Genomic DNA, 20,402 nt, shown 5'->3' with positions numbered 1-20,402 from the left:
AACAAAATAAATTATGGATAATCACACTACAAAGGATAGCAATTCATTAGAAAAGCAAACGGTATTTCTTTATCTGGATAACACTACTTCGGGGACAACTTGGCCCAACTTCAATGTTTCTGATAATTATACCCAAATGATGTTTTTTATATTTTTTTTACTATTTTCCTTTTGTCAAAAAGGTTTTTCGGACAAGCAAAATATTTATCGGCGGTGAAACAACCAGCACAAGGCGTACTGCTCCCTTCACCGGGGAGATGGAATCGAGCTTGATATTTGACCCCTATTTTGAGATGCGGGAAAGGAAAAGAGGGATACGATATGCGCAGGAATACTTCCTGAGGCTTCGCAGACTAAGGGCCAGCCCATCTATTTTCTCACAGGACAAACAGGAAATTGCATATATTGCGTTATGCACATCAAGGAGGGCATGAGCATGATTACTTCCGCATTGATTGATCATTTTATGAGCGTAGATATGGAAACTGTAGAGACGGAAAAACTGGCTGATATCAGCACACTTGATTTTGATAATTCCCTTCCGATAGAAAAGCGGCCGGCTTATGTTTTGGAAAAACTGAAAAATCCGTTGTGTTTCCGTTGTGGTGACGTGGGTATAAAGCTTGAATTTGACGATACTCATCCGCCAATACAAGAGGTGCTCACAAACTTTATGATACGCAAAAAAAGCGGCTTATAATGCGGCTTTGTGCCCTCGACAATATAGTTCGCATTACGCCAGAATGGTAAAATGGAGGTGTATTGTGACAGGAAGGAGGACACATGGCGAGAGTAGCCAACAGGCAGAATATTGTAAAAGCTGCTTCAAGAAACAAGGTGTGGTATGTTGCATTTTATATCCGTCTTTCACGTGAAGACAAGCGAGGCAAGGATGAATCCGAAAGTATTACCAACCAAAGATTGATATTGACGGACTTCCTTCAACAGCAAGACGATGATGACGAGTATATTTTTGTTGACGAATATGTTGATGACGGTGTGAGCGGTACGACGGACGAAGAACGTGAAGGCTTTCAAAGGCTGTTAACCGATATTGGAAAGAAAAAAATCAATTGCGTGATCGTGAAGAACCTTGCGCGAAGCTTCCGCAACAACGGCCACCAAAGCTACTATCTTGGCGACTGGTTTCCACGGAATAACGTTCGGTTTATCTCTCTTTACCAACAGCCCGTTGATACGTATAAAGACCCGCAGAATGCGCAAAACATCGCCGTTCCGGTTCAAGGCGTTCTCAATGAAGAGCATGCGCGAGGCACTTCGGAAAGTGTCAGGAGAACCTTTGACAAGAAACGTGAAAAAGGGCTGCATATTGGCTCTTTTGCCGCTTATGGCTATCTGAAAAACTCGGATGAAAAAAACTTGCTAATTATCGACGAGGAAGCCGCTGAAAATGTCAAAAGCATTTATGCTTGGTTTTTAGAGGGCATGAGCAAAAATGCGATTGTGCGCAAGTTGAACGAAAACGGCATATTATGCCCGTCAGCGTATAAAAAGAGCAAGGGCATGAAATATAAGAATCCCAATAGCGATGGCGGCAATTCTTTATGGTGTGCCATGACGGTCACCGATATGTTGAAAAACCGCATTTATGTTGGGGATATGGTGCAAGGGCGTTATCGCATTAAGAGCTACAAAATCCATGTACAAGAAACCGTTCCCGAAGAAGAATGGTTCATTGTCGAAAATACGCATGAGCCGATCATCAGTCGTGAAGATTTTGCCAAAGTGCAGGAGCTTTTGAAAAAGGACACCCGCACCGCGCCAAAGCAAAAAACGTTGTATTTGTTCAGCGGCATCCTGCGCTGTGTAGATTGCGGCAAGGCCATGACACGAAGCGCCGTCAAAGGGAATGTGTACTATTATTGCCGCACTTACAAAAGCCAGTCCAAGGCGGCTTGTACGAAACATGCAATGAAGCACAACCATTTGGAGCAAGCGGTATTGTATGCCGTCAAGCAGCAGGTTTACGTTGCGGTATCTCTTTTAGAAATGGTTTCACGGATTAATAACGCTCCGCTCCAGAAAAGCATGACGATTCGACTGAATGAACGGATAGCGGCTAAGGAAAAGGAGCTTTCAAGGATTTCCCGCTACAAGCAAAGCATTTATCAGGACTGGAAAGACGGCGAAATTTCCCATAAGGACTATCGTCAGATGAAAGAGGATTACGAGCTGCAAATCGAAGCTATTAGCGAGGTTTTAGACAATCTGCGCAAAGATAAAGCCGAGCTTGAAAATGGGAGCAATGTAGAAAGCCCGTTTTTAGCAGCTTTTTGGAAGTATGAAAACATCAACAAACTGACAAGAGATATTCTAATCGAGCTTGTTGACTGCATCAAGGTATACGAAAATGGCAATATCAGCGTAAAGCTGAAATTTGCCAATGAGTACCGCAGAGTTGCGAAATACATTGAGGTCAACACCTCTGAAGACGCGGTTTAGTGAACCGTATTTATAACGACAGTTTGTTTTCCTAATATAAATGTTCCCGTTGCTCCTGTGGCCCCGGTGTCACCTTCAAAACCTCTTCTGCCACGTTTTCCTCTTCTCCCTCTCGGGCCTTCTTGACCGACCGGGGCTTCAAGACGTACAATTGCCGATCCTTGCGAAACCTCAACGCCTATTGTATCAGATTCAAAAGTAAGGTCTCCGCCTCTTTCAACGGTAGCGCTTCCATTGGGGCCTATTACATTGAACAAAGGAGCAGCCTGTTTTTTTCTTTTACTACAGCAATCAGGGGTTCTTTTTTTCTTTCCTCTTTTCTTTTTTACAAGCTTCATCATTCGCTTTTTATTGCGAGCAGCCAATCCCTACACCTCCCTATATTTTCTGATATTCTATGAATAAAATGGTCTATTCGTTTGTGCGTTTGCTGATTATATTTCGTGTTGCAAGCAAGAGAGGATGCCATTATTGGCCCTCTCTTTTGTTTTTCTTTACTGGCGTATGCTTATAATGGCTGCTTTTATTTAACCGGTATTCGTATGCCGTTTATAATAATGGCATTAACTTTGGCCATATCCAAAGGCGTTTTCGTATCCCAGCTTGCACTGAAGGTATGCTTATCGGAGTTTTGGCTTCCTCCGCCTCCCTCCAACGGGATAATGCCTTCAACTGTTTCAATTTCAAGCAGGATATCAGCGGCCATGCCATTTTCACCCTCATAGGTTCCGATTACTTGCAAACCTAATGGACTGAGGGTTAAATATTCAAAAAGATGACCATCGACCGGAAACGCTCAACTCCTAGTTATTTATCAGTCGACTGTCCCTTTATAACAATTCAAAGGGCCGTTTTGTGATCTACTTTTTAATTTAGTCGAAAATTTTATTAGGGCGTTTCTTTACGCTGGCTTGTACGCCGCTTTGCATCCAAACAGAAAAAAGGTACCCGCAGTCCGCACACCTTTTTGAAAAGTGTCCAGTCTATGGGTACCCGCTTTTGGGTTATATTAACCCAACACCCCGCCCAAGCTTCCGCCCTTAGCGAATAGCTGATCAATGCGTTTTTCAACATCCGGGTTCAAAATAAGCGGAGGAGCATGATGCGGCTTTGTTCTGGCGTCAATGATAACATTGTCGCAGCCCCAATGCTTAAAGGCAATCCCCGCATTCACGCCATACATATCATGGGATGGATTGCTTCGGGTGAAGGTTGTCCAGAAAAAGTTGTCCAGCGTGTCGCTGAGAAAAGTGCTGTCGTCGCATACAATGATAAGCGGACAATCATCCATACCGCCGCGCTTGCTTATGGCGTCCGAGAGCTCCTGCATTTGCTTATTTGTTTCGGCATAGCTGCCAAACGCCGGCCCTTCAATCGCGGCAATGCCTGGAAGGACAAGACGGGGATTAGTGTAATCCCGCAGCTCCTTGAGCTGTTCCGGAACCTCGGTGCACAGATCGCGTTTTTTGTCGCCGCAAGCCGCAAAGATCACTTTGCTTCCCTGATTCAGTCCGCTACCAGAATAGTCCAGCGTATCAATGGTTGTATTTGTCTGAAAATGAATATCCCGCTTCAGATCGATCCGCTCCAGGATATAGGAAAAAAACGCCGGCATTTCATGCGTGCTGAGAGGCTGCTCCTCTTCTGCTGCAATAAATAAATATTTGGCAAGGCTCAGCTGATTGGTGCCGAGAATCCGGTTAGCAATCGTCAGCAGCTCAGCGGGCTGCTTCACCTTGGTGTAAGGCGTATACCGCTCATAACCAATCGCCAGCAGCAAGGGATGCACCCCAGCCGCATCAACGGCGTGGACCTCTTTTACCCCAGGAATTTCCTGCTTGATGGCGGAGCCCGTCAGCTCATGTATAAGCGCGCCAAACGATGTGTCCTCCTGCGGCGGGCGGCCTACAACCGTAAACGGCCAGATCGCATTTTGTTTGGCATACACTTTGCGGATGCGCATGACCGGGAAAGGATGAACCAAGCTATAATAGCCAAGATGATCCCCAAAAGGACCTTCAGGCTTTGTTTCACCGGGATAAATTTCTCCTGTAATGACAAAGTCAGCGTCCTGGCTAATGCAAAACCCGTCGCTGTCATAACCGTAACGAAATCTTCTTCCCCCCAGCAATCCCGCAAACAGCATTTCGCTCAAGCCTTCCGGCAGCGGCATAACGGCCGAAATCGTGTGCGAGGGCGGCCCGCCGACAAAAATGCTGACTTTAAGCGGCTCCCCCTTGCGATTGGCCTTATGCTGATGAATGCCGATGCCCCGGTGGATCTGATAATGCAGGCCAATATCCTTGTTGGTTTCAAACTCATTTCCTGTCAATTGCACCCGGTACATGCCGAGGTTGGCTTTCATAATTCCTTTTTTGTCAGGGTCTTCGGAGTATACTTGCGGCAGTGTAACGAAGGCTCCTCCGTCCATCGGCCAATGTTTGATTAACGGCAGGTCGCTGATTTTGATTTCTTTAAAGCCAGCCAGCGCATTGCCCTGTTTAAGCGGCAAAGCCTTGATTCCCGACAACCCCGCATGGATATTTCCAAAAGGATTCTTTAGCGCTTTCATAGGATCGTTGCGCAAAGCGATGACGTTTTGCGTGGAGTCCCACGTTTGCCTAAACATAAATTTGCTTCGATCAAGCGTACCAAACAAGTTGGACACCGCCTGATAACGCGAGCCTTTTACATTTTCGAATAAAAGGGCCGGACCTCCAGCCGCGTATACCCTCAGGTGAATGGCAGCCATCTCAAGCTCCGGATCAACCTCTTCCTTTATTCGGACGAGATGACCGTTTTGCTCCAAATCTTTTATGCAAGCTTCCAATGTTCTATAAATGGCAAGACACTCCTCTCATCAGCCAGCTCTATGTCCTCTATCTTATATTGTCTCATGACAGAAGCAATACACTGTTTCTAAACGTATCTATATAAGTTGAACAAAAGAATTTCAGCGAAGAGGGCCGCCATGTGAAAAGTTCTTACGATCGTAGTTGTTCCCGGATTTCCTTAAGTCGTATGGGTTAATGGTGAAATCCGGGAACACAAACGAGCGCTTCGCTTCTCCAGAACCATTCACACTCTGGCCTACTGCTAGTTTCTATTGTTCAACTTGTATACATCTATAGTACCTATATGTGAATCATATCTCAACCGCACAGGCAAAAAACGCGCAGATTTGCAGTGACTCGACAGAGTCATGTATGGCTTGCCGACCGCTGGCATTATCATGTACTGTCTGCTACCGCTTGCATTGTCAGGCGGGCCTGCGAAGCAGAATAATGCGCCCTCCGCCGGATAAGCAATTTCCGTAATTCCAGATCGAGGCCGCCGCAAGGCATTGCCAGGGCTGAAACCAAAACTGACCCATCTTATTAAATAATAATGTGTCGGATATGCTGTACGCCGCGTGAATCAGAGCTCCTTTTCCATTTTCCCAAACGAGGACCTGGTCGGGGCGAACAAGCTCCAGCTCGCTATACCGGGTGATTTCCCCGCATTCAACCAGTCCTTCTTCGTTAACCCTATCTAAAAACTGCTCCACATTAAGCCAGCCTTCAATGATTTTGCTGGAGCCAAGGTAGCAGCCGATAGCTGCAGAAAAGCAGTTGGCTCCACTTGAAATCGGAAATAATTGAAGATGACTTATGATGGCTTTTTTACATGCTTCGGGGATCAGATTGCCTTCGTGGAGCTGTTCCCTAACCACATCCGCAGGCAAGGAAATGCTTGCATCCAAACGCTCCCGCAGCCATTTCAAAAGCCAATGCAGCCGGCAAGTCTCAGACAGCCGACTCCATGCAGAATAAGTCAGAAGCAGCTGGTCGCCCGCTATTGAGTCCTCCTCATAAAAAACGCGAAGACAATCAGAGCCAAGCTCCTGTATCCAGTCCAACGCATAAACATGTCCACGGCCAAGCTCAACCTGCTGAGCAAAAAGTCTTCCGCGAAGCTGCTTGTCCTTCAATGCTGCCGATTCAATTAAAGCAAGGGATGCCGTCGAAGCTACATTCCAATGCCGATAACCCGCTCCATATTCCCCCAAATAATCTCCAGCAGCTTCAGCAAACTGCTGCCGGGAATAAACCGGAAAACCCATTGACTGAATTTCGCTAATGAGTTCGAATTCGTTGATGTAATAAAGCTCTTGTTCAGGAATGAACCCACTCAGCCACCGCTCCACCTGAGATTCTGTCATTTTGAAGCCTGAAAGCTCATACATGCTCACGCCTCCCTGTTATTGAACTTTTTGAACGGCCTCCCACACAAGGCCTGGATGAAGCTGGGGGATCATATGAGCAACCCCTTGCCAAACCAGCAGCTGCGAATGACCGACCTCCTGGTGCAAGCGATAGCTATGCTCCCTTGTTTCAAACGGATCATCTTCGCCCACTGCAATAATAAGCGGGGCGGAAATCCCCTTGTATTGGCCGGATAACCGCATGGCGGCGGGTACAAAATTCATTACATCCTCGCGATTCGCCCTGAAATGCCGGGGCCGCAGCCATAACGCTTTTGCCTCGGAGCGATATTGGGGAGGAACGGCTTCAGGCGCGAAGCTTGCCTTAATCATCAAGTCGGAAAGCGCCGGTCCTATCACCGCGAGCATGGTATGAAGCAGAACGGGGCCAACCATCGGTGCAGTAGCCGCAATCGAAATAGCATCTCCTTTCCCGGCGGGATAGCCTTCAGCATACATCGCGCCTCCCAGCGTAACGACCCCGGCTATTTCATCGGGGTATTGCAGCGCGTAAGCAAGCGCCAGAAGACCGCTCATGGAGTGGCCAACAACAATAGGACGTTTTGCACCCAGCTTTTCCAGGGCATTCCTTATCAACCGCGCTTGCTCCTCCGGTGTCGCCGCCCTGGGCCTTTCGCTGTACCCATAGCCAGGACGGTCAAAAGCGAATGCGCGATACCCCTTTTCGCTAGCCATTTCCATCACTTGTCGAAAATCATTGCCCGTTAATACCCCTCCGTGCAAAAAAACAACGGGCTGAGCGTCATCCTCCCCAGCCGAATAATAATGAAGACGGACTCCATCCACTGTAATAAATGTTCCTCCAGGAGGATAACGCCGCTCCGCCTGCTTCACTACAAAATAATTGTAGGCTGCCAATAAAAGGATTAAAGTCCCTCCAGCCGCTATCCAATACATCCTTTTCCTCCCCTTTCCGTTTGGCTTGCTTTTTACATTACTCATGGCCCAAAAACCCCCCAAATAAAGAGCGAAACAGAGTCCAAATACGACTCCAGATCAACTCGCTCCGGATCAATCATCCATTCCACAGCAGTACCTTTCATGATGGAATCAATAAGCAGCGCCGCACTGGATGCTTGAATCCTGCTGTTCAACTGGCCCCGGCGCTGCAATTCGGCAATAAGCTCTGCAATCGCTTGCAGAAATTGACGCTGCAGGCCGACGAGGCGCGCACGCACATCCGGCTCGCGGCTAGCTACAACAAACTCCATGAATAGCCCAGGATTCCTTCCCGTCCCGGCCAATCCGCCCAGCTCTCCCAGCAGCCATTTTTTAAGCGCCTCCGACGGATTATCTGACGCAAGCATGGATGCGGCATTCATAGACACATAACGGATTTGCTGCTGCAGCCGAAGCTCCAGCAAAGCCAAAAAAAGCTCTTGCTTACTGGAAAAATGCCAATATACCGCGCCTTTTGTCATTCCGGCATAATCGGCAACCAGATCCAGCGAGGCCTGATTATATCCCAGGCTGGAAAATACGGCGCCTGCCGCTTCTATGATGCGAGAGCGAGTATCGGAATGCTGCAGTTCCTCATTCTTTTGATTATCGCGCAGCCAATTTCTCATTTCGCTTTTCCCGCCAAAGCAACGGCTGACAGTAGTCCAGTGTACGCCCGCCAATTCAGCGACTTCGGCAAGCGTAATCTGATCATAGGGCTTTTGGGCCGCTAGCTCTAAAGCAGACTTATAAACCTCATCTTTAGCAGACATCATCTATACACCTCTTTATGTTATATTAACATACCGTTAAGTATGCTTTTATCGTATCACGAATTTGCTTTTCTGAATAGCAAAAAAAACCAGCCAGAGCATTCCGGCTGGTCTGATCATGCAAAAGGCTGGTCTAATATGCAAAAAGCTGACCGTGAATTCCCGATCAATGAATTCGCCTAATAAGGCGACCTTGCGTTTGCAGCTCTATTCTGAGGCTGTGAATAGCTGCAATGACAGCCTCTTCATTGGCCACGGTTGAGGAACGTCTCGCAGGATCGTACTGGACTGGGAGCAGCTTGATCGGATGTCAAACGGGCTTCGCTACGATTAAATACAATTCAATACAATCGCGTGAAATTACCTTACGATTGTGGTTTGGGAATGACATTCAGCTCCCGGTTTATGACGGTCAGCAGCTCCGGCGGAATATGATAAAACGCAAGCTGAGACATTTTCTGAATCGACATCACGTTCATCGTTGCTTCAAAAAACGGATTGGCCGTAAACTGTCCGAAATATTTCAGAAAAACAGCTTTGGCCGTTTCGTCCTTGTAAAGATCATCAATCGTATCGAACGTAGAATAATAACCGTCCTTCAGCTCAATCTCCTCTGCGTCCGACAGATCGAATTTTTCAAACCAGTTGATTACGTGGTCATTGCCTTCCTTCTTCGGAAGCACGTATGCCGGATCTGCTTCTTCAACCCGGCGAACAATGATATGATTATCGCAGCTTGTGCCTGAACCATCATCCCCCACAGCACGCAGCGTATGCTCACCCAGAGATAAAGAGATGTCCTTGACCACTTTAAGCGGCTCTTCATTGTCAATGGTGGCAATTAGCTTGTCGTTCAGGTAAACGCTGATATGGCGCATATTGCTAAGAATGACAAAATCATTGGATTCCTGATGCCGGTTGACGAACCGGCGTCCCGCTACATGCACAAAAGGAGTTTTGGACCAATAGGCTTTGTACAAATAAAACGCGTCTTTTTTGAGCTTGCGGTCAATGGTGACGAGACCTTTCAGGTTTTTCCCCGTTTCGCCTCCCTCCCGCCGGTTGGCGCTGCCGAAGTCGAACATGTTCCATACATATCCCCCTAGCACATAGGGACGGGCGTTAATCGTTTGAATCGCGTTTTGATGGAACAGCAATTGATATTCTTCGGTATAATCCTGAACGCCGGGAGAATAGGAATGAAACTTTGGATTGGTATCGACCCCATATTCGGATAAAATGACCGGGATGGACGGATTCGTATTGTGAAAAGCATCAAAACGGTCGCCAAGATCCTTGATTTCCCCATAATACCAGCCGTAATAGAGGTTGTATCCGACAAGATCGGTATACGTATTGATAATGCTGTCATCCTCAACCCCGTTAATATTGGCCTGAACCGTCATCCGATGAGGATCAAGTTGTTTTGCCAAGGCCTCAAGCCTCTGTATCGTGCTGCGGGTATGCTCCGTCTCAACGGCGATTGTAATTTCGTTTTGAACGCCCCAGCCATAAATCGAAGGATGGTTATAGGCTTGTTTGATAAGCCGCTCCAGCTGATCGTCGGCATTTCTGTTTTCAGGGTCGATGGATGACGGAATGGATATAAACGGAATTTCCGCCCATACAAGCAAGCCGTGCCGATCGCATAAGGTGTAAAAATAATCGTCGTGCTGGTAATGGGCAAGACGTACGCTGTTTGCGCCGACCTCCATAATCAAAGACATATCCAGCTCCATATGGTCTTTTGTTATGGCATTGCCAATGCCTCCAAAATCCTGATGGCGGCATACGCCATTTAGCTTGATCGGCTTGCCGTTCAGGAGCAGCCCCTGCTCCGTTGTTGCTTCAATGGTTCGGAACCCGATCTCTATGTTGCGAAAATCCCGGGTCTGGCCGTCTGATTCAACGCTCACGACCGCCGTATAAAGATAAGGCTGATCAATACCATCCCATAAAATCGGCTGATGAATCTCTTTACTCAGCTGGAATGCAGCTTCACCCTCTAGCAACAGCTTGGCTTCCGATTCTATTACCGTACGCCCTTCGCCGTCTTGAAGACATAACCGGATGGTTGCTTCTTTGTTTTCACCGGTTTCGTTGATCACCCGGCCGCTTGCGGTAAGCAGGAAGGAATCGCTGCCCGTTTTTTCCTGCGTCAAGTAGATGCCGTCCCTGCCCTTGTCCATAACATCGAAATGAACGGCGTCCATAATAAGAAGATTGACTTCCCGGTAAAGTCCGCCGTAAAACGTAAAGTCGGCCAATAGAGGAAAAATATCATTGCGATAGCTATTGTCCACCTGAATGGAGATCAGATTGCTGCCGGACCGCACATAGGGCGATAAAGGGATTCTGAACATGGCGTAGCCGCATTGGCTTTCACCGGCAAGCTGACCATTGACATACACTCGCCCGCTATTGCCGGCAGCGCCAATCTCCAGAAAAATCGGATTGGCCAATACCTCCTCCGAAAACTGAAGGCTGCGCTGATACCAGCACGAGCCGCGATAATACGTTTCATGCCCGCCTTGCCCATCCTCCATGTTCCAGGTATGCGGCAGCGTAACGGCTTGCCCGCCGCTGATTGGCTGATTAGCGAAATCCGGCGCATCGCTCCTGCTGAATATCCAATTATCGTTAATCGGAATAACATGCGACATTACTCCACGCTCCCCTTGCCCAAAATAGCATTCAATTCGCCGACCAGACTCTCCAAATCCGCTTCGCTAAACCGGCCGCCGCTAAAAGAAATCAATGCGCGCAGCGGCAAATACCGCAACATCGCCTCTACCATTTCGGATGCTTCACCGCCGGCATCGCCAAGGGCGCCAAACGGATTATTTTGCTGAAGGAAATTCGTTATTGCCGTGCGCGTCCTTCCATCTGCCAATAAATCGCCAATAGTGGAATTTCGCGTTACGGTAACGTGAACGGGAGCGGTTGTGGAAATGACGTTAACCTGCCCGACCAACCCGATTTCTGCACATGATTTGCCGATTAACAGCTCGAAGGCTCCGGTTTCAACACGCCAGTCTTTTAACCCGGCATCATAAAAAGCAAACGATCGTTTATCCAGCGTAAAAGCGGCCGTTTTTGTTTCTCCCGGCTCCAGCTCTACCTTCGCGAACCCTTTAAGCTCCTTATCCGGCCGGATAACCGAGGTCTTCAACTCCCGCACATACACCTGGACAATCTCTTTGCCCCGTCTGTCTCCCGTATTGGTCACGTCCACGTATATGGTCATCTGCTCATCGTCGCGCATTTCCTTGACCGGCACGACCAGATTGCTGTAGGAGAAGGTTGTGTAGCTAAGTCCATGTCCAAAAGGAAATAGCGGCTCCAGCTTTATGGCATCGTAATACCGGTATCCGACAAAAATGCCTTCGCGATATTCCACCGTATCCTTTTCGCCTCCGTAATAGAGATGAGCGGGCGTGTCCTGGAGCCGCTTCGGGAACGTTTCCGCCAGCTTGCCGCAAGGATTGGCATCGCCAAACAGCAAATCGGCAATCGCGCCGCCTAATGCCTGTCCGCCCAAATAAGCCTCCAGCACCGCTTTGGCGCTTGAAATCCAAGGCATTTCAATAGGCGCTCCGTTGCTGAGCACAATAACCAAATTTGGCTGTACAGCCGCAACAGCCTGGATCAGTTCAATCTGGTTGGCCGGCAGCCGGAGATGGGAACGGTCGTAGCCCTCGGATTCGTAACGATCCGGCAAGCCGGCGAACAAAACGGCCCTGTCCGCTTTAGCTGCAATACGCAGCGCTTCGGCAGTCAAGTCATCGTCCGCATCGTCCCGATTCAACTCGTACCCCTTGGCAAAAGCAACCTGGACGTTTTCTCCCGCCGACTCCGTAAACGCCTCCAAAATATCGTCCAGCTTTGTTGGATTAACATGCGAGCTGCCCCCGCCCTGATAACGCGGCTTAACCGCCAGCTCCCCGATAACGGCAATTTCGCCTTCTCTGCGGAGCGGCAACATATGTTCATCATTTTTGAGCAGCACCATGCTTTCACGCGCTATCCTTCTTGCCAGCTGATGATGCGCGGATTTATCGTATTCGGCATTTGCCTTGCTGCCGTCCGCCGCTTTGAACACAATCCGCAGCACCCGCTCCACCGCTTGATCCAGCACAGCCTCGCTCAGCTTGCCGGAGGTTACGGCTTCCACGATTTTGCGGTCGCCTTCCCCGTTGCTGGAGGGCATCTCCAGCTCCAGGCCGGCGGCCAAGCCGTCCACCCGTTCGTTCACCGCTCCCCAATCGGACACAACAAACCCTTGGAAGCCCCATTCTTCGCGTAAAATATCGTTTAGCAAAATGGCATTTTCGGAGGCAAAGGTTCCGTTTACTTTATTGTAGGAGCTCATTACTGTCCAAGGCTGAGCCTCTGTAACGGCGCCCTCGAAGCTCGCAAGATAAATTTCACGCAACGTCCGTTCATCCACAACCGAATCGGAAGTCATTCTGCGATGCTCCTGATTATTTGCGGCAAAATGCTTAAGAGAAGTTCCGACGCCTTGGCTTTGCACCCCTTGAATATGATGGGACGCCATTTGAGAGGAAAGATAAGGGTCCTCGGAGAAATATTCAAAATTGCGGCCGCAGAGCGGAGACCGTTTAATATTGACGCCGGGCCCCAGCAGTACTGATACATCCTCAGCCTGGCATTCCTCCCCAAGCGCCCGGCCCATGCTCTGAATCAGCTCCCGGTCCCAGGAGCAGGCAACGCCCGCGGCAGATGGGAAACAGGTGGCCGGGACGCTGTCGAATAATCCGACATGGTCAGCCCCTTCCTTCTGCTTGCGGAGACCATGCGGCCCGTCCGTTACCATTATGGATGGAATGCCTAATCTTTCAATACCCTTGAGCCGCCAAAAGTCCTGGCCGGAGCATAACCCGGCTTTTTCCTCCAGCGTCATTTGAGCGATCAATTGCTTTAAATCCCGTTCCATAAAGACAAGCTCCTTTCTTCTGCTGCATTATTTCACTGCGCCAATCGTAATGCCTTTAATGAAATATTTCTGGAAAAACGGATAAGCGATCAATATAGGAAGCACGCCCACAACGGCAATGGCCATTCGCACCGATGTTGTCGGCATCTCCGCCATTGCTTCACCCGCTGTTGACGAAAGATTGCTGTTATTGGATAAAAATTGAATGTCCGTAATGATTCGATTCAGAATATTTTGAATACTGAATAGGCTCGGGTCCGTCACATACGTCATGCCGTTAAACCAGTCGTTCCAATACATAATGGCTTCGAACAATCCAATGGTGGCCATAATTGGCATGGATAACGGAAGCACGATTTTGTAAAACGCCTTGATTTCTCCCGCTCCGTCGATTTGAGCCGCTTCGATCAAGGCTGGCGGTACAGAGGTCATAAAAAACGTGCGAACCAGCAATACGTGAAAACCGTTCATCAGCAAGCCGGGGACGATCAACGCCCAAATCGTATTTTTAATTTCGAACACCTGCGTGTAGATCAAATAAGTAGGAACAAGCCCCCCATTAAACAGCAGTGTGAAAAAAACGAAAAACGCCCAGAAGTTTTTCCACGGAATATCTTGACGCGACATGGGATAAGCCAGCATGGAGGTCATCGCCAGGCTGGCAGCAGTGCCAACGACGGTAATAAATATCGTAATGCCGTAAGCTCTTCCCAGCTCTCCCCAATGGTCCCACAAATAATCGTATGCCTTTAAGCTGAACTCCTGCGGAAAAAAGGAATAGCCGTTGTTGATAATGCTTTGCTCACTCGATATCGAGGATATGATCAATAATGCGAAAGGAATCAGGCAGGCGAAGGAAAACGTCATCAGAACGCTATGCGCCAGCCATTTGATCCATTTGCTTTCATGTGCCATGGTTTCTCATCCCTTCCGCTAGAATAAAGCGTTTTCTTTGTTGAATTTGCGTACCGTATAGTTGGATAGGATAACAAGCACAAATCCGACGATGGACTGATAAACGCCGGCAGCCGACGACATCCCGATATCGCCCAGGTTCATTAAAGCCCGGTAAACATAGGTGTCGATAACGCTTGTTGTATCCGATAGGATGCCGGAATCCATAGGCACCTGATAAAAGAGGCCAAAATCGGAATAAAAAATACGGCCAATGGCGAGCAGCGTCATAATTGTAATGACTGGCATAATGAGCGGGACGGTGATTTTACGGATTTGCTGCCATTTGGAGGCTCCGTCAAGCGTTGCGGCTTCATAATACTCCGGGTCGATGCTTATAATCGACGCCAAATAAATGACGCTTAGGAAACCAATGCCTTTCCAGATATTTACGGTGGTCAAAATGTAAGGCCAATATTCCTTGCTGGAATACCATGAAATTTCCTCAAGGCCTAGCAAGGGCAAAATAGACTTGTTAAGCAAGCCGGAATCGCTGCTCAGCATAGCGAAAACCAAATAGCTGACAATGACCATAGATATAAGATGCGGCAAAATGACGACACTTTGATAAAACCGCTGATACAGCTTGGCGCGGATTTCATTAAGCAGGATAGCGATAGTGATGGCGCCTAGCGTATTCACTATGATAAAAGCACCGTTATACAACAAGGTATTGCGCGTAATAATAAAAGCATCCGATGTTTTGAATAAATATTCAAAGTTTTTAAGTCCAATCCAGTCGCTGCCGAATATCCCTTTTGCGAAATTGATATCCTTAAACGCAATAATCATGCCGAACATGGGCAAATAATTGTTGATCAACAAGTACAATAAACCCGGAAGCATAAGAAGCAATAATGGAGCAAACCGCTTCCAACGATTTTTTGCCACTTCATCCACGACCTTTCCTGCTGTAAATAGGGCTTATCGGAAACGCCATCCAGCTCCTTCTGTTTCTGATCCGGCTGGATGGCGCCGATTTCTACAAGAAGCCCATTGCCCTTTTGTTATTGTGCGGCAGCCCAGGCATCCAGCTGCTTTTGCTTCTCGGCAATGATTTTTTCGATGCCCGCATCTTTAAGCTTTGAATTAAATTCCGGCAGTACCTTGTCGGGGTCCAGCGCACCGCATTCCAGGGCAATTCGATATTGCGTAATGACATTGGACACGGCGGCATATTCCGTTTTGACAGGTGAGGAATCAAAGGTGAATCCAAGCGCCTTGGACTTAACCGCCGTATCGTTAAAGTCCTTCATTTTTTCCCAGAGCTGTTCATCGTCGCCTTTAAACGTATAGGACAGGAATTGATTGCCGAACATCCAGCCAAGTCCCGCATAACCAACCGTGCTTGCAGTAACGCCTTCCGGATAATCAATGACATTGTCAGACACTTTCAAATAGTGCGTTCCTTCGATTCCCCAATCCAGCAGGTTAACAACGTCCTTGTCGCTATACATGAGATTCAGAAACTGCATCGCTTTTTCCGGGTTTTTGGAGTTTTTGGCGATGCCCCACATAATGTTTGTAACCGTGTTTGTTTTTGCCGTTGGCGGCAGCATTTCAGCAGAAACGATCGGCATGCCCGTTTGGCGCTCCTCTTGAACGTCGAAGCCTGGCTTCATGGCCGCCAGCGCGCTTCCGCCTTTTCCGGCTTTAATCAGGTCTGACTTGGACTCTTTAACGGTAACGGCATCCTTGCCAATATAGCCGGCTAAATACCACTCTCTCATTTTTTTGACGGTTGCGGCATATTCCTCGGTTTCGAACCAGTTGACAACCTCAAGGTTTTGGCCGTTGTCCAGAAGCACGCCCATGTCGTCGCCAAGTGAATCCCTTGTGCTGAAGGTCGTAACCGGCGAAGCGTTAACGCTGTTTACGATGGGCACCATATTAGGTTCGCTTTCTTTAATCTTCTTTAGAATCGGCTCCAGGTCATCCAGCGTTTTGACGTTGGACAGGTCTATCCCGTGCTTGTCCGCCAGCGCTTTTGGCATATAAAAGCCGTATTTCTGGGCCAAATCTCTAATGGTTGGAACGCCATATGTTTTGCCGTCAATGAGAGCAGCCTTGGCATAGTCCGGCCCAAGCGCCTCGACGATGCCGCTTCCATGCTCCTTCAGCAAGCTGTCCATTTCAACCAATTGGCCCTTGGAAACCTGGTTTGCATAGCCGGTTCCCATCAAAACCATCAAATCCAGCTTTTCGTTGCTGGTCAACATGAGATTGATCTGATTTTGCCAAGCACTGAAGCTGATAGGCAGCAGTTTGACAGTCGCATTGATTTTTTCCTTTGTAATCTCGTTAAGCGCCTGCTCGATTTGCAATTGATCCTTTGGCACGCTCCCGAACGTGAAGTAGGCTACTGTCAATTCATAGCTCTCTTCCGTTTCGTTCCCTTTAGCAGGTTCGCTTTCACCAGGTTTGGCCGGACCGTTGCTTGACCCGTTTGACCCGCAGGCAGCCAGCAGTAAAGCCAAAACTATAAACGCGATGCCCCAGCTTGGAAATTTTCTCATGTGTATCCCCCGTCCGTAGAATGTTGAATCCGAAGCTCAATGTTAGCGTTTTCATATGAAGCACAGCCTCGAATTACTTCTAATAGTAAGCTACTGCGCGACGCTCAACTACCACGATATCGACCTCAAAATGCCACCTTGTCGACCAGCGCCGATTAATGCTTCTGCTCCTCTTGTCTGAATTCAAGCGGATTACGATCCGTATATTTCCGGAAAATGCGCGCAAAATGCGAAAAGTTCGTAAAACCAACCTGCAAGGCCACGGCATGAACGGGAATGCCCGTTTTGCCCAATAGCTGCTTGGCCACCGCAATCCGCTCCCGAACGGTATATTCCGTTACCGAAACGCCGCTAACCTTTTTAAAAATCCGGTCGAGGTAGTCCGCGTTTAGGAACACATGCCGGGCAATATCTTCGCGCGTCAAGCTTTGATCCAGGTTTTGCTTGATATATGCCTTCGCCTTGTCAACAACGGAATCCGATTGCTCCACAGTGCGAACGTATTGGGTAGCTTTGCCCACGATGTGCCTGCTCCAGTTATTCATGTCCTTTACAGAGCGGGAGGCGTAAAGCGCCATTTCCATGGATTGATCGTCGCTGAACAACTGTCTGGCCTGAATGCCCTTTGCCTGCAAAAACGAATATAGCAGCTGCAGCAAATCCTGCTGGAATTGATGCAGACGTTTGGCATCCAGCCCCTTTGCCAGGCTTGCCGCCGCCAGAAAACGTGCAATTTCATCAATAAGCTTGTCCGCTTGGCCCTCCGTCAACAAGGTGGACCAAACCGCGAATTCCGGATTTTGATGAGCTTCAGGTATAACGGGTACTTCGTCCAATTGAATGACCAGATTATCCTGCGCTACGTTATTCCTGTCCACAATCAACAGCTTATCCGTCATAGCGGGCAGCTCGTGCGCAGAAGCCAAATGGCCTATATAGCTATTCAAATCGCAATAAAAATAGTCCGCGCAGGAGGCAATAAACGAGGCGCAGCTTTGCTTTAACATACGAGCCTCGGCTTCGCCATAATGCTGAAAGGACAAAATAGCGAGCAGGCTTCCTTCACCCCAATTTAACAGATGGCCGTAGACGCTATGCTTCAGGAGCAGCTCCTCTGCGGAATTGCGCAGGGCAAACTCCAGTATTTTGGTTTCGCGCTTGCTTAACGGTTTATGCCAGCGCTTGACGACGATCAGCACGGGCACAAACCGCAAGTCATTGGAAAACGGAATGTTGCGCTCCTCTGCGGCCTGGCTGATGGCCTCCTTGTGAGTGGGAATGGTCCGATTCAGAATGTCCAGCCAGAATCTCTCGATTAACAAAGGCTGATGCTGAAGCCAGAACTGGCCATAATGACTGGTCTGGGATTTATTGTTTTCTTCCACTCGCTTTTTTAATGCTTTTGCCATAACATTCTCAAGCTCCGGAATGGGCACCGGCTTTAGCAGATAATCGAGACAGCCAAGCTGAATCGCTTTTTTTGCATAATGAAAGTCTTCATGGCAGGTCAAAAAAATCGACTCCGTCTCCAGCTGGTTTTCCTTCACCCATTCCAGAAGCTCCAGTCCGCTGCCAAGCGGCATCTCGATGTCGCATAACAGCAAATCAATGCCGTCAGCCTCCTTAAAAATCTCTTTTGCTTGCTGAATATTGTAAGCCGTATAAACGGAGGAAACACCGGCTTTGTCCCAGTCTACTGCTTTTTTGATCCCTTCCACGGCATGAAATTCGTCGTCCACAATCAACACGCTAAACATGATGGGCAGCTCCCTTCTAGGATGAGGCTTGAATGGGCAGCACCAGCTCTATGCGGGCGCCCGAAGGCTCATGGTTGGATACATGCAGTCGGGCCGCATCTCCATAAAGCAAACCAAGCCTTCTTTTGACATTCCAAATGCCGATATGCTCTCCATGCTCGTCCACGATGCGATTCCCTTTGGAAATTTCACTTAAAACCTCCTCGGAAAACCCGCTTCCCGTATCTGTGATCCAGATCTTCAGAAGCGGCTCGGAATCAACAGCCTCCTCCAGCTCCATGCAGACGTTTATGTCAATCGAAGCATCCGGAGTGATAGCATGCTTGATCGAATTTTCAATAAAGGTTTGAATAATCAATGGAGGAATCCTCGTATCCTTCAAATATTCGGGCATGGATAAACGAAACGACATCTTTCCGGGAAAACGCAGCTCCTGGATTCGCATATAATTGCGAATATGCCTGATTTCGTCCTTTAAGGGCACCAATGTTAAATTGCTCCGAAACATATAACGGAAATATTGAACAAGACTCATAGACATTTCCTGAATTAATTCATGATTCCGGACATGCGCCAGGTTATAGATAATATTTAAAGCATTCATAAAAAAATGGGGATTAATCTGAAGCTGCAAATGCTGAAGCTCGGCTTTTTGCTTACTCAGCTTTTCTTCATATACGTGGATGCGAAGCTCCTTAACCTGGCCGATCATTTCATTAAACGTTTCATTGACGACCCTGAACTCGTTGGATGTGGGAAAAGCTTCGATCCGCGTGTTTAAATTCCCTTCGCCAATACGTTTCATCACGATAAGAATACGATTGAGCGGGCGCAGCACCATTTTTCTCAAGACAAGAAAACAAACGGGGATCAAGATCAAGCCGCCAATGGGAACCATAAATGAAATGGCTCTTAAATAAGGCAGGTTTTCCAATACCTCTTTGTCCGGAATGAGTGCGATCAGGCTGAAATTCCCCTTCGCCGATTTCTGGGCAAGCACAAGATACGGCTCGTGGTCGCCGGACAAGTAATAGTCGTGCTCGTCGTTGTTCAGTTGAATGCGGTTATCCTGAACAACCTCTTCATTTGTCATTGGCGTTCCGGCTTCGGTAGCGAACAAGGAAACCCCTTTTTCGCCTAATGAAATCAAATCCAGCGGAACCGACAGCTTTTCCATGTTTGCCCAAGCCCCTACATAGGCATCCTTGGTTTGCAGGAAACGGAGCAAATAATATTTTTTATCAATTTGTTTGACCTTCCACTGGCTGTCCGTTGTCCCCTCTTGCTGGATGAGCTGCTGAATACTTTCCCGCACGTAACCGCTTATGGCCATTCTATCCTGAATGCTATCGTAATCTTTGTAAACCTCGATATAATCCCCCCCGTTCACGGTATACACAAACAAGGAATCAATAGAGGGATGAGACGAAATATCGGCCTTCAGCTTGTCATCAAGACGAACCTTGGCTAAAACACGGTTTTGCTCCGAATAATAAAACTCAAGCTCCTGCAGGTCTTTATCATTTACGATAAGATTGGTTAAATATTTATCGACATCATTTAAGTTGCTATCAATCTGGGCCATGTACATCGTAATTAAATTCCGGTTGGATTCCGCGACTTTGCTGTGTACAACCTTAATTGCATAGCCATTGTTGTAAATCAATAAAATCACCATTGGAACGGTAAGCAGCAGCAAGCCCACCACCAGCTTGAAGCGTATGGAGTTCCAGCTTAGACGAAACAGTCCGTTTTTCATGTCGATCATCCTCTCAGATG

Annotated in this window: 15 protein-coding genes; 2 read left to right on the top strand and 13 right to left on the bottom strand. The window is 48.0% G+C overall.

Features of this window, described 5'->3' with window-relative positions:
* Positions 1–436 precede the first annotated feature (436 nt).
* Entirely contained in the window at positions 437–700 is a 264-nt protein-coding gene (locus tag A7K91_RS18630) for a DUF6870 family protein (RefSeq protein ID WP_068685530.1), read from the top strand.
* A gap of 83 nt (positions 701–783) precedes the next feature.
* Positions 784–2,463, top strand: coding sequence for a recombinase family protein (locus tag A7K91_RS18625; protein WP_068685524.1), 1,680 nt, complete (start codon positions 784–786; stop codon positions 2,461–2,463).
* Here the strand turns inward: A7K91_RS18625 and A7K91_RS18620 are convergent.
* From A7K91_RS18620 to A7K91_RS18560, 13 genes are all read right to left on the bottom strand, one after another.
* Positions 2,460–2,828, bottom strand: coding sequence for a hypothetical protein (locus A7K91_RS18620; protein WP_068685522.1), 369 nt, complete (start codon positions 2,826–2,828; stop codon positions 2,460–2,462). The two genes, A7K91_RS18625 and A7K91_RS18620, sit on opposite strands and share 4 nt — an antisense overlap.
* 158 nt (positions 2,829–2,986) lie before the next feature.
* Entirely contained in the window at positions 2,987–3,169 is a 183-nt protein-coding gene (locus tag A7K91_RS18615) for a hypothetical protein (protein WP_068685516.1), read from the bottom strand.
* A gap of 303 nt (positions 3,170–3,472) precedes the next feature.
* Complete coding sequence (locus tag A7K91_RS18610) at positions 3,473–5,305, bottom strand: UbiD family decarboxylase (RefSeq protein ID WP_068685514.1); 1,833 nt, start codon at positions 5,303–5,305, stop codon at positions 3,473–3,475.
* A 417-nt stretch (positions 5,306–5,722) separates the two neighbouring features.
* Positions 5,723–6,688 carry a hypothetical protein gene (locus tag A7K91_RS18605; protein WP_068685513.1) on the bottom strand — a complete coding sequence of 322 codons (966 nt, stop codon included), beginning with the start codon at positions 6,686–6,688 and terminating at the stop codon, positions 5,723–5,725.
* A 15-nt stretch (positions 6,689–6,703) separates the two neighbouring features.
* Positions 6,704–7,669: an alpha/beta fold hydrolase gene (locus tag A7K91_RS18600; protein ID WP_245697641.1), complete on the bottom strand. Its 966-nt coding sequence runs from the start codon at positions 7,667–7,669 to the stop codon at positions 6,704–6,706.
* Complete coding sequence (locus A7K91_RS18595) at positions 7,666–8,442, bottom strand: TetR/AcrR family transcriptional regulator (RefSeq protein ID WP_068685512.1); 777 nt, start codon at positions 8,440–8,442, stop codon at positions 7,666–7,668. The genes A7K91_RS18600 and A7K91_RS18595 overlap by 4 nt, the downstream gene beginning before the upstream one ends.
* A 362-nt stretch (positions 8,443–8,804) precedes the next feature.
* Positions 8,805–11,102 (bottom strand): glycoside hydrolase family 2 protein, encoded by a 2,298-nt coding sequence (locus A7K91_RS18590; protein ID WP_068685511.1) that lies wholly within the window; start codon positions 11,100–11,102, stop codon positions 8,805–8,807.
* The gene (locus tag A7K91_RS18585; protein ID WP_068685510.1) at positions 11,102–13,396 is read right to left on the bottom strand and encodes a glycoside hydrolase family 3 C-terminal domain-containing protein; all 2,295 of its coding nucleotides are present in this window, start codon (positions 13,394–13,396) and stop codon (positions 11,102–11,104) included. The genes A7K91_RS18590 and A7K91_RS18585 overlap by 1 nt, the downstream gene beginning before the upstream one ends.
* A 27-nt stretch (positions 13,397–13,423) precedes the next feature.
* Complete coding sequence (locus A7K91_RS18580; RefSeq protein ID WP_068685508.1) at positions 13,424–14,311, bottom strand: carbohydrate ABC transporter permease; 888 nt, start codon at positions 14,309–14,311, stop codon at positions 13,424–13,426.
* An 18-nt stretch (positions 14,312–14,329) separates the two neighbouring features.
* Positions 14,330–15,196 carry an ABC transporter permease gene (locus A7K91_RS18575; RefSeq protein WP_082967577.1) on the bottom strand — a complete coding sequence of 289 codons (867 nt, stop codon included), beginning with the start codon at positions 15,194–15,196 and terminating at the stop codon, positions 14,330–14,332.
* Between the two features lie 161 nt (positions 15,197–15,357).
* Positions 15,358–16,866 carry an ABC transporter substrate-binding protein gene (locus A7K91_RS18570; protein WP_068685505.1) on the bottom strand — a complete coding sequence of 503 codons (1,509 nt, stop codon included), beginning with the start codon at positions 16,864–16,866 and terminating at the stop codon, positions 15,358–15,360.
* A 155-nt stretch (positions 16,867–17,021) separates the two neighbouring features.
* Positions 17,022–18,623 (bottom strand): response regulator transcription factor, encoded by a 1,602-nt coding sequence (locus A7K91_RS18565; protein ID WP_068685503.1) that lies wholly within the window; start codon positions 18,621–18,623, stop codon positions 17,022–17,024.
* 16 nt (positions 18,624–18,639) lie between these two features.
* Entirely contained in the window at positions 18,640–20,382 is a 1,743-nt protein-coding gene (locus A7K91_RS18560) for a sensor histidine kinase (RefSeq protein WP_169833429.1), read from the bottom strand.
* Between the last annotated feature and the right edge of the window lie 20 nt (positions 20,383–20,402).

Origin of the sequence: Paenibacillus oryzae, assembly GCF_001675045.1 — a bacterium.
GTDB classification, from domain to species: Bacteria; Bacillota; Bacilli; order Paenibacillales; family Paenibacillaceae; genus Pristimantibacillus; species Pristimantibacillus oryzae.
The sequence above is the reverse complement of the archived record's forward strand: the minus strand, read 5'-3'. Positions and strand labels throughout refer to the sequence as shown.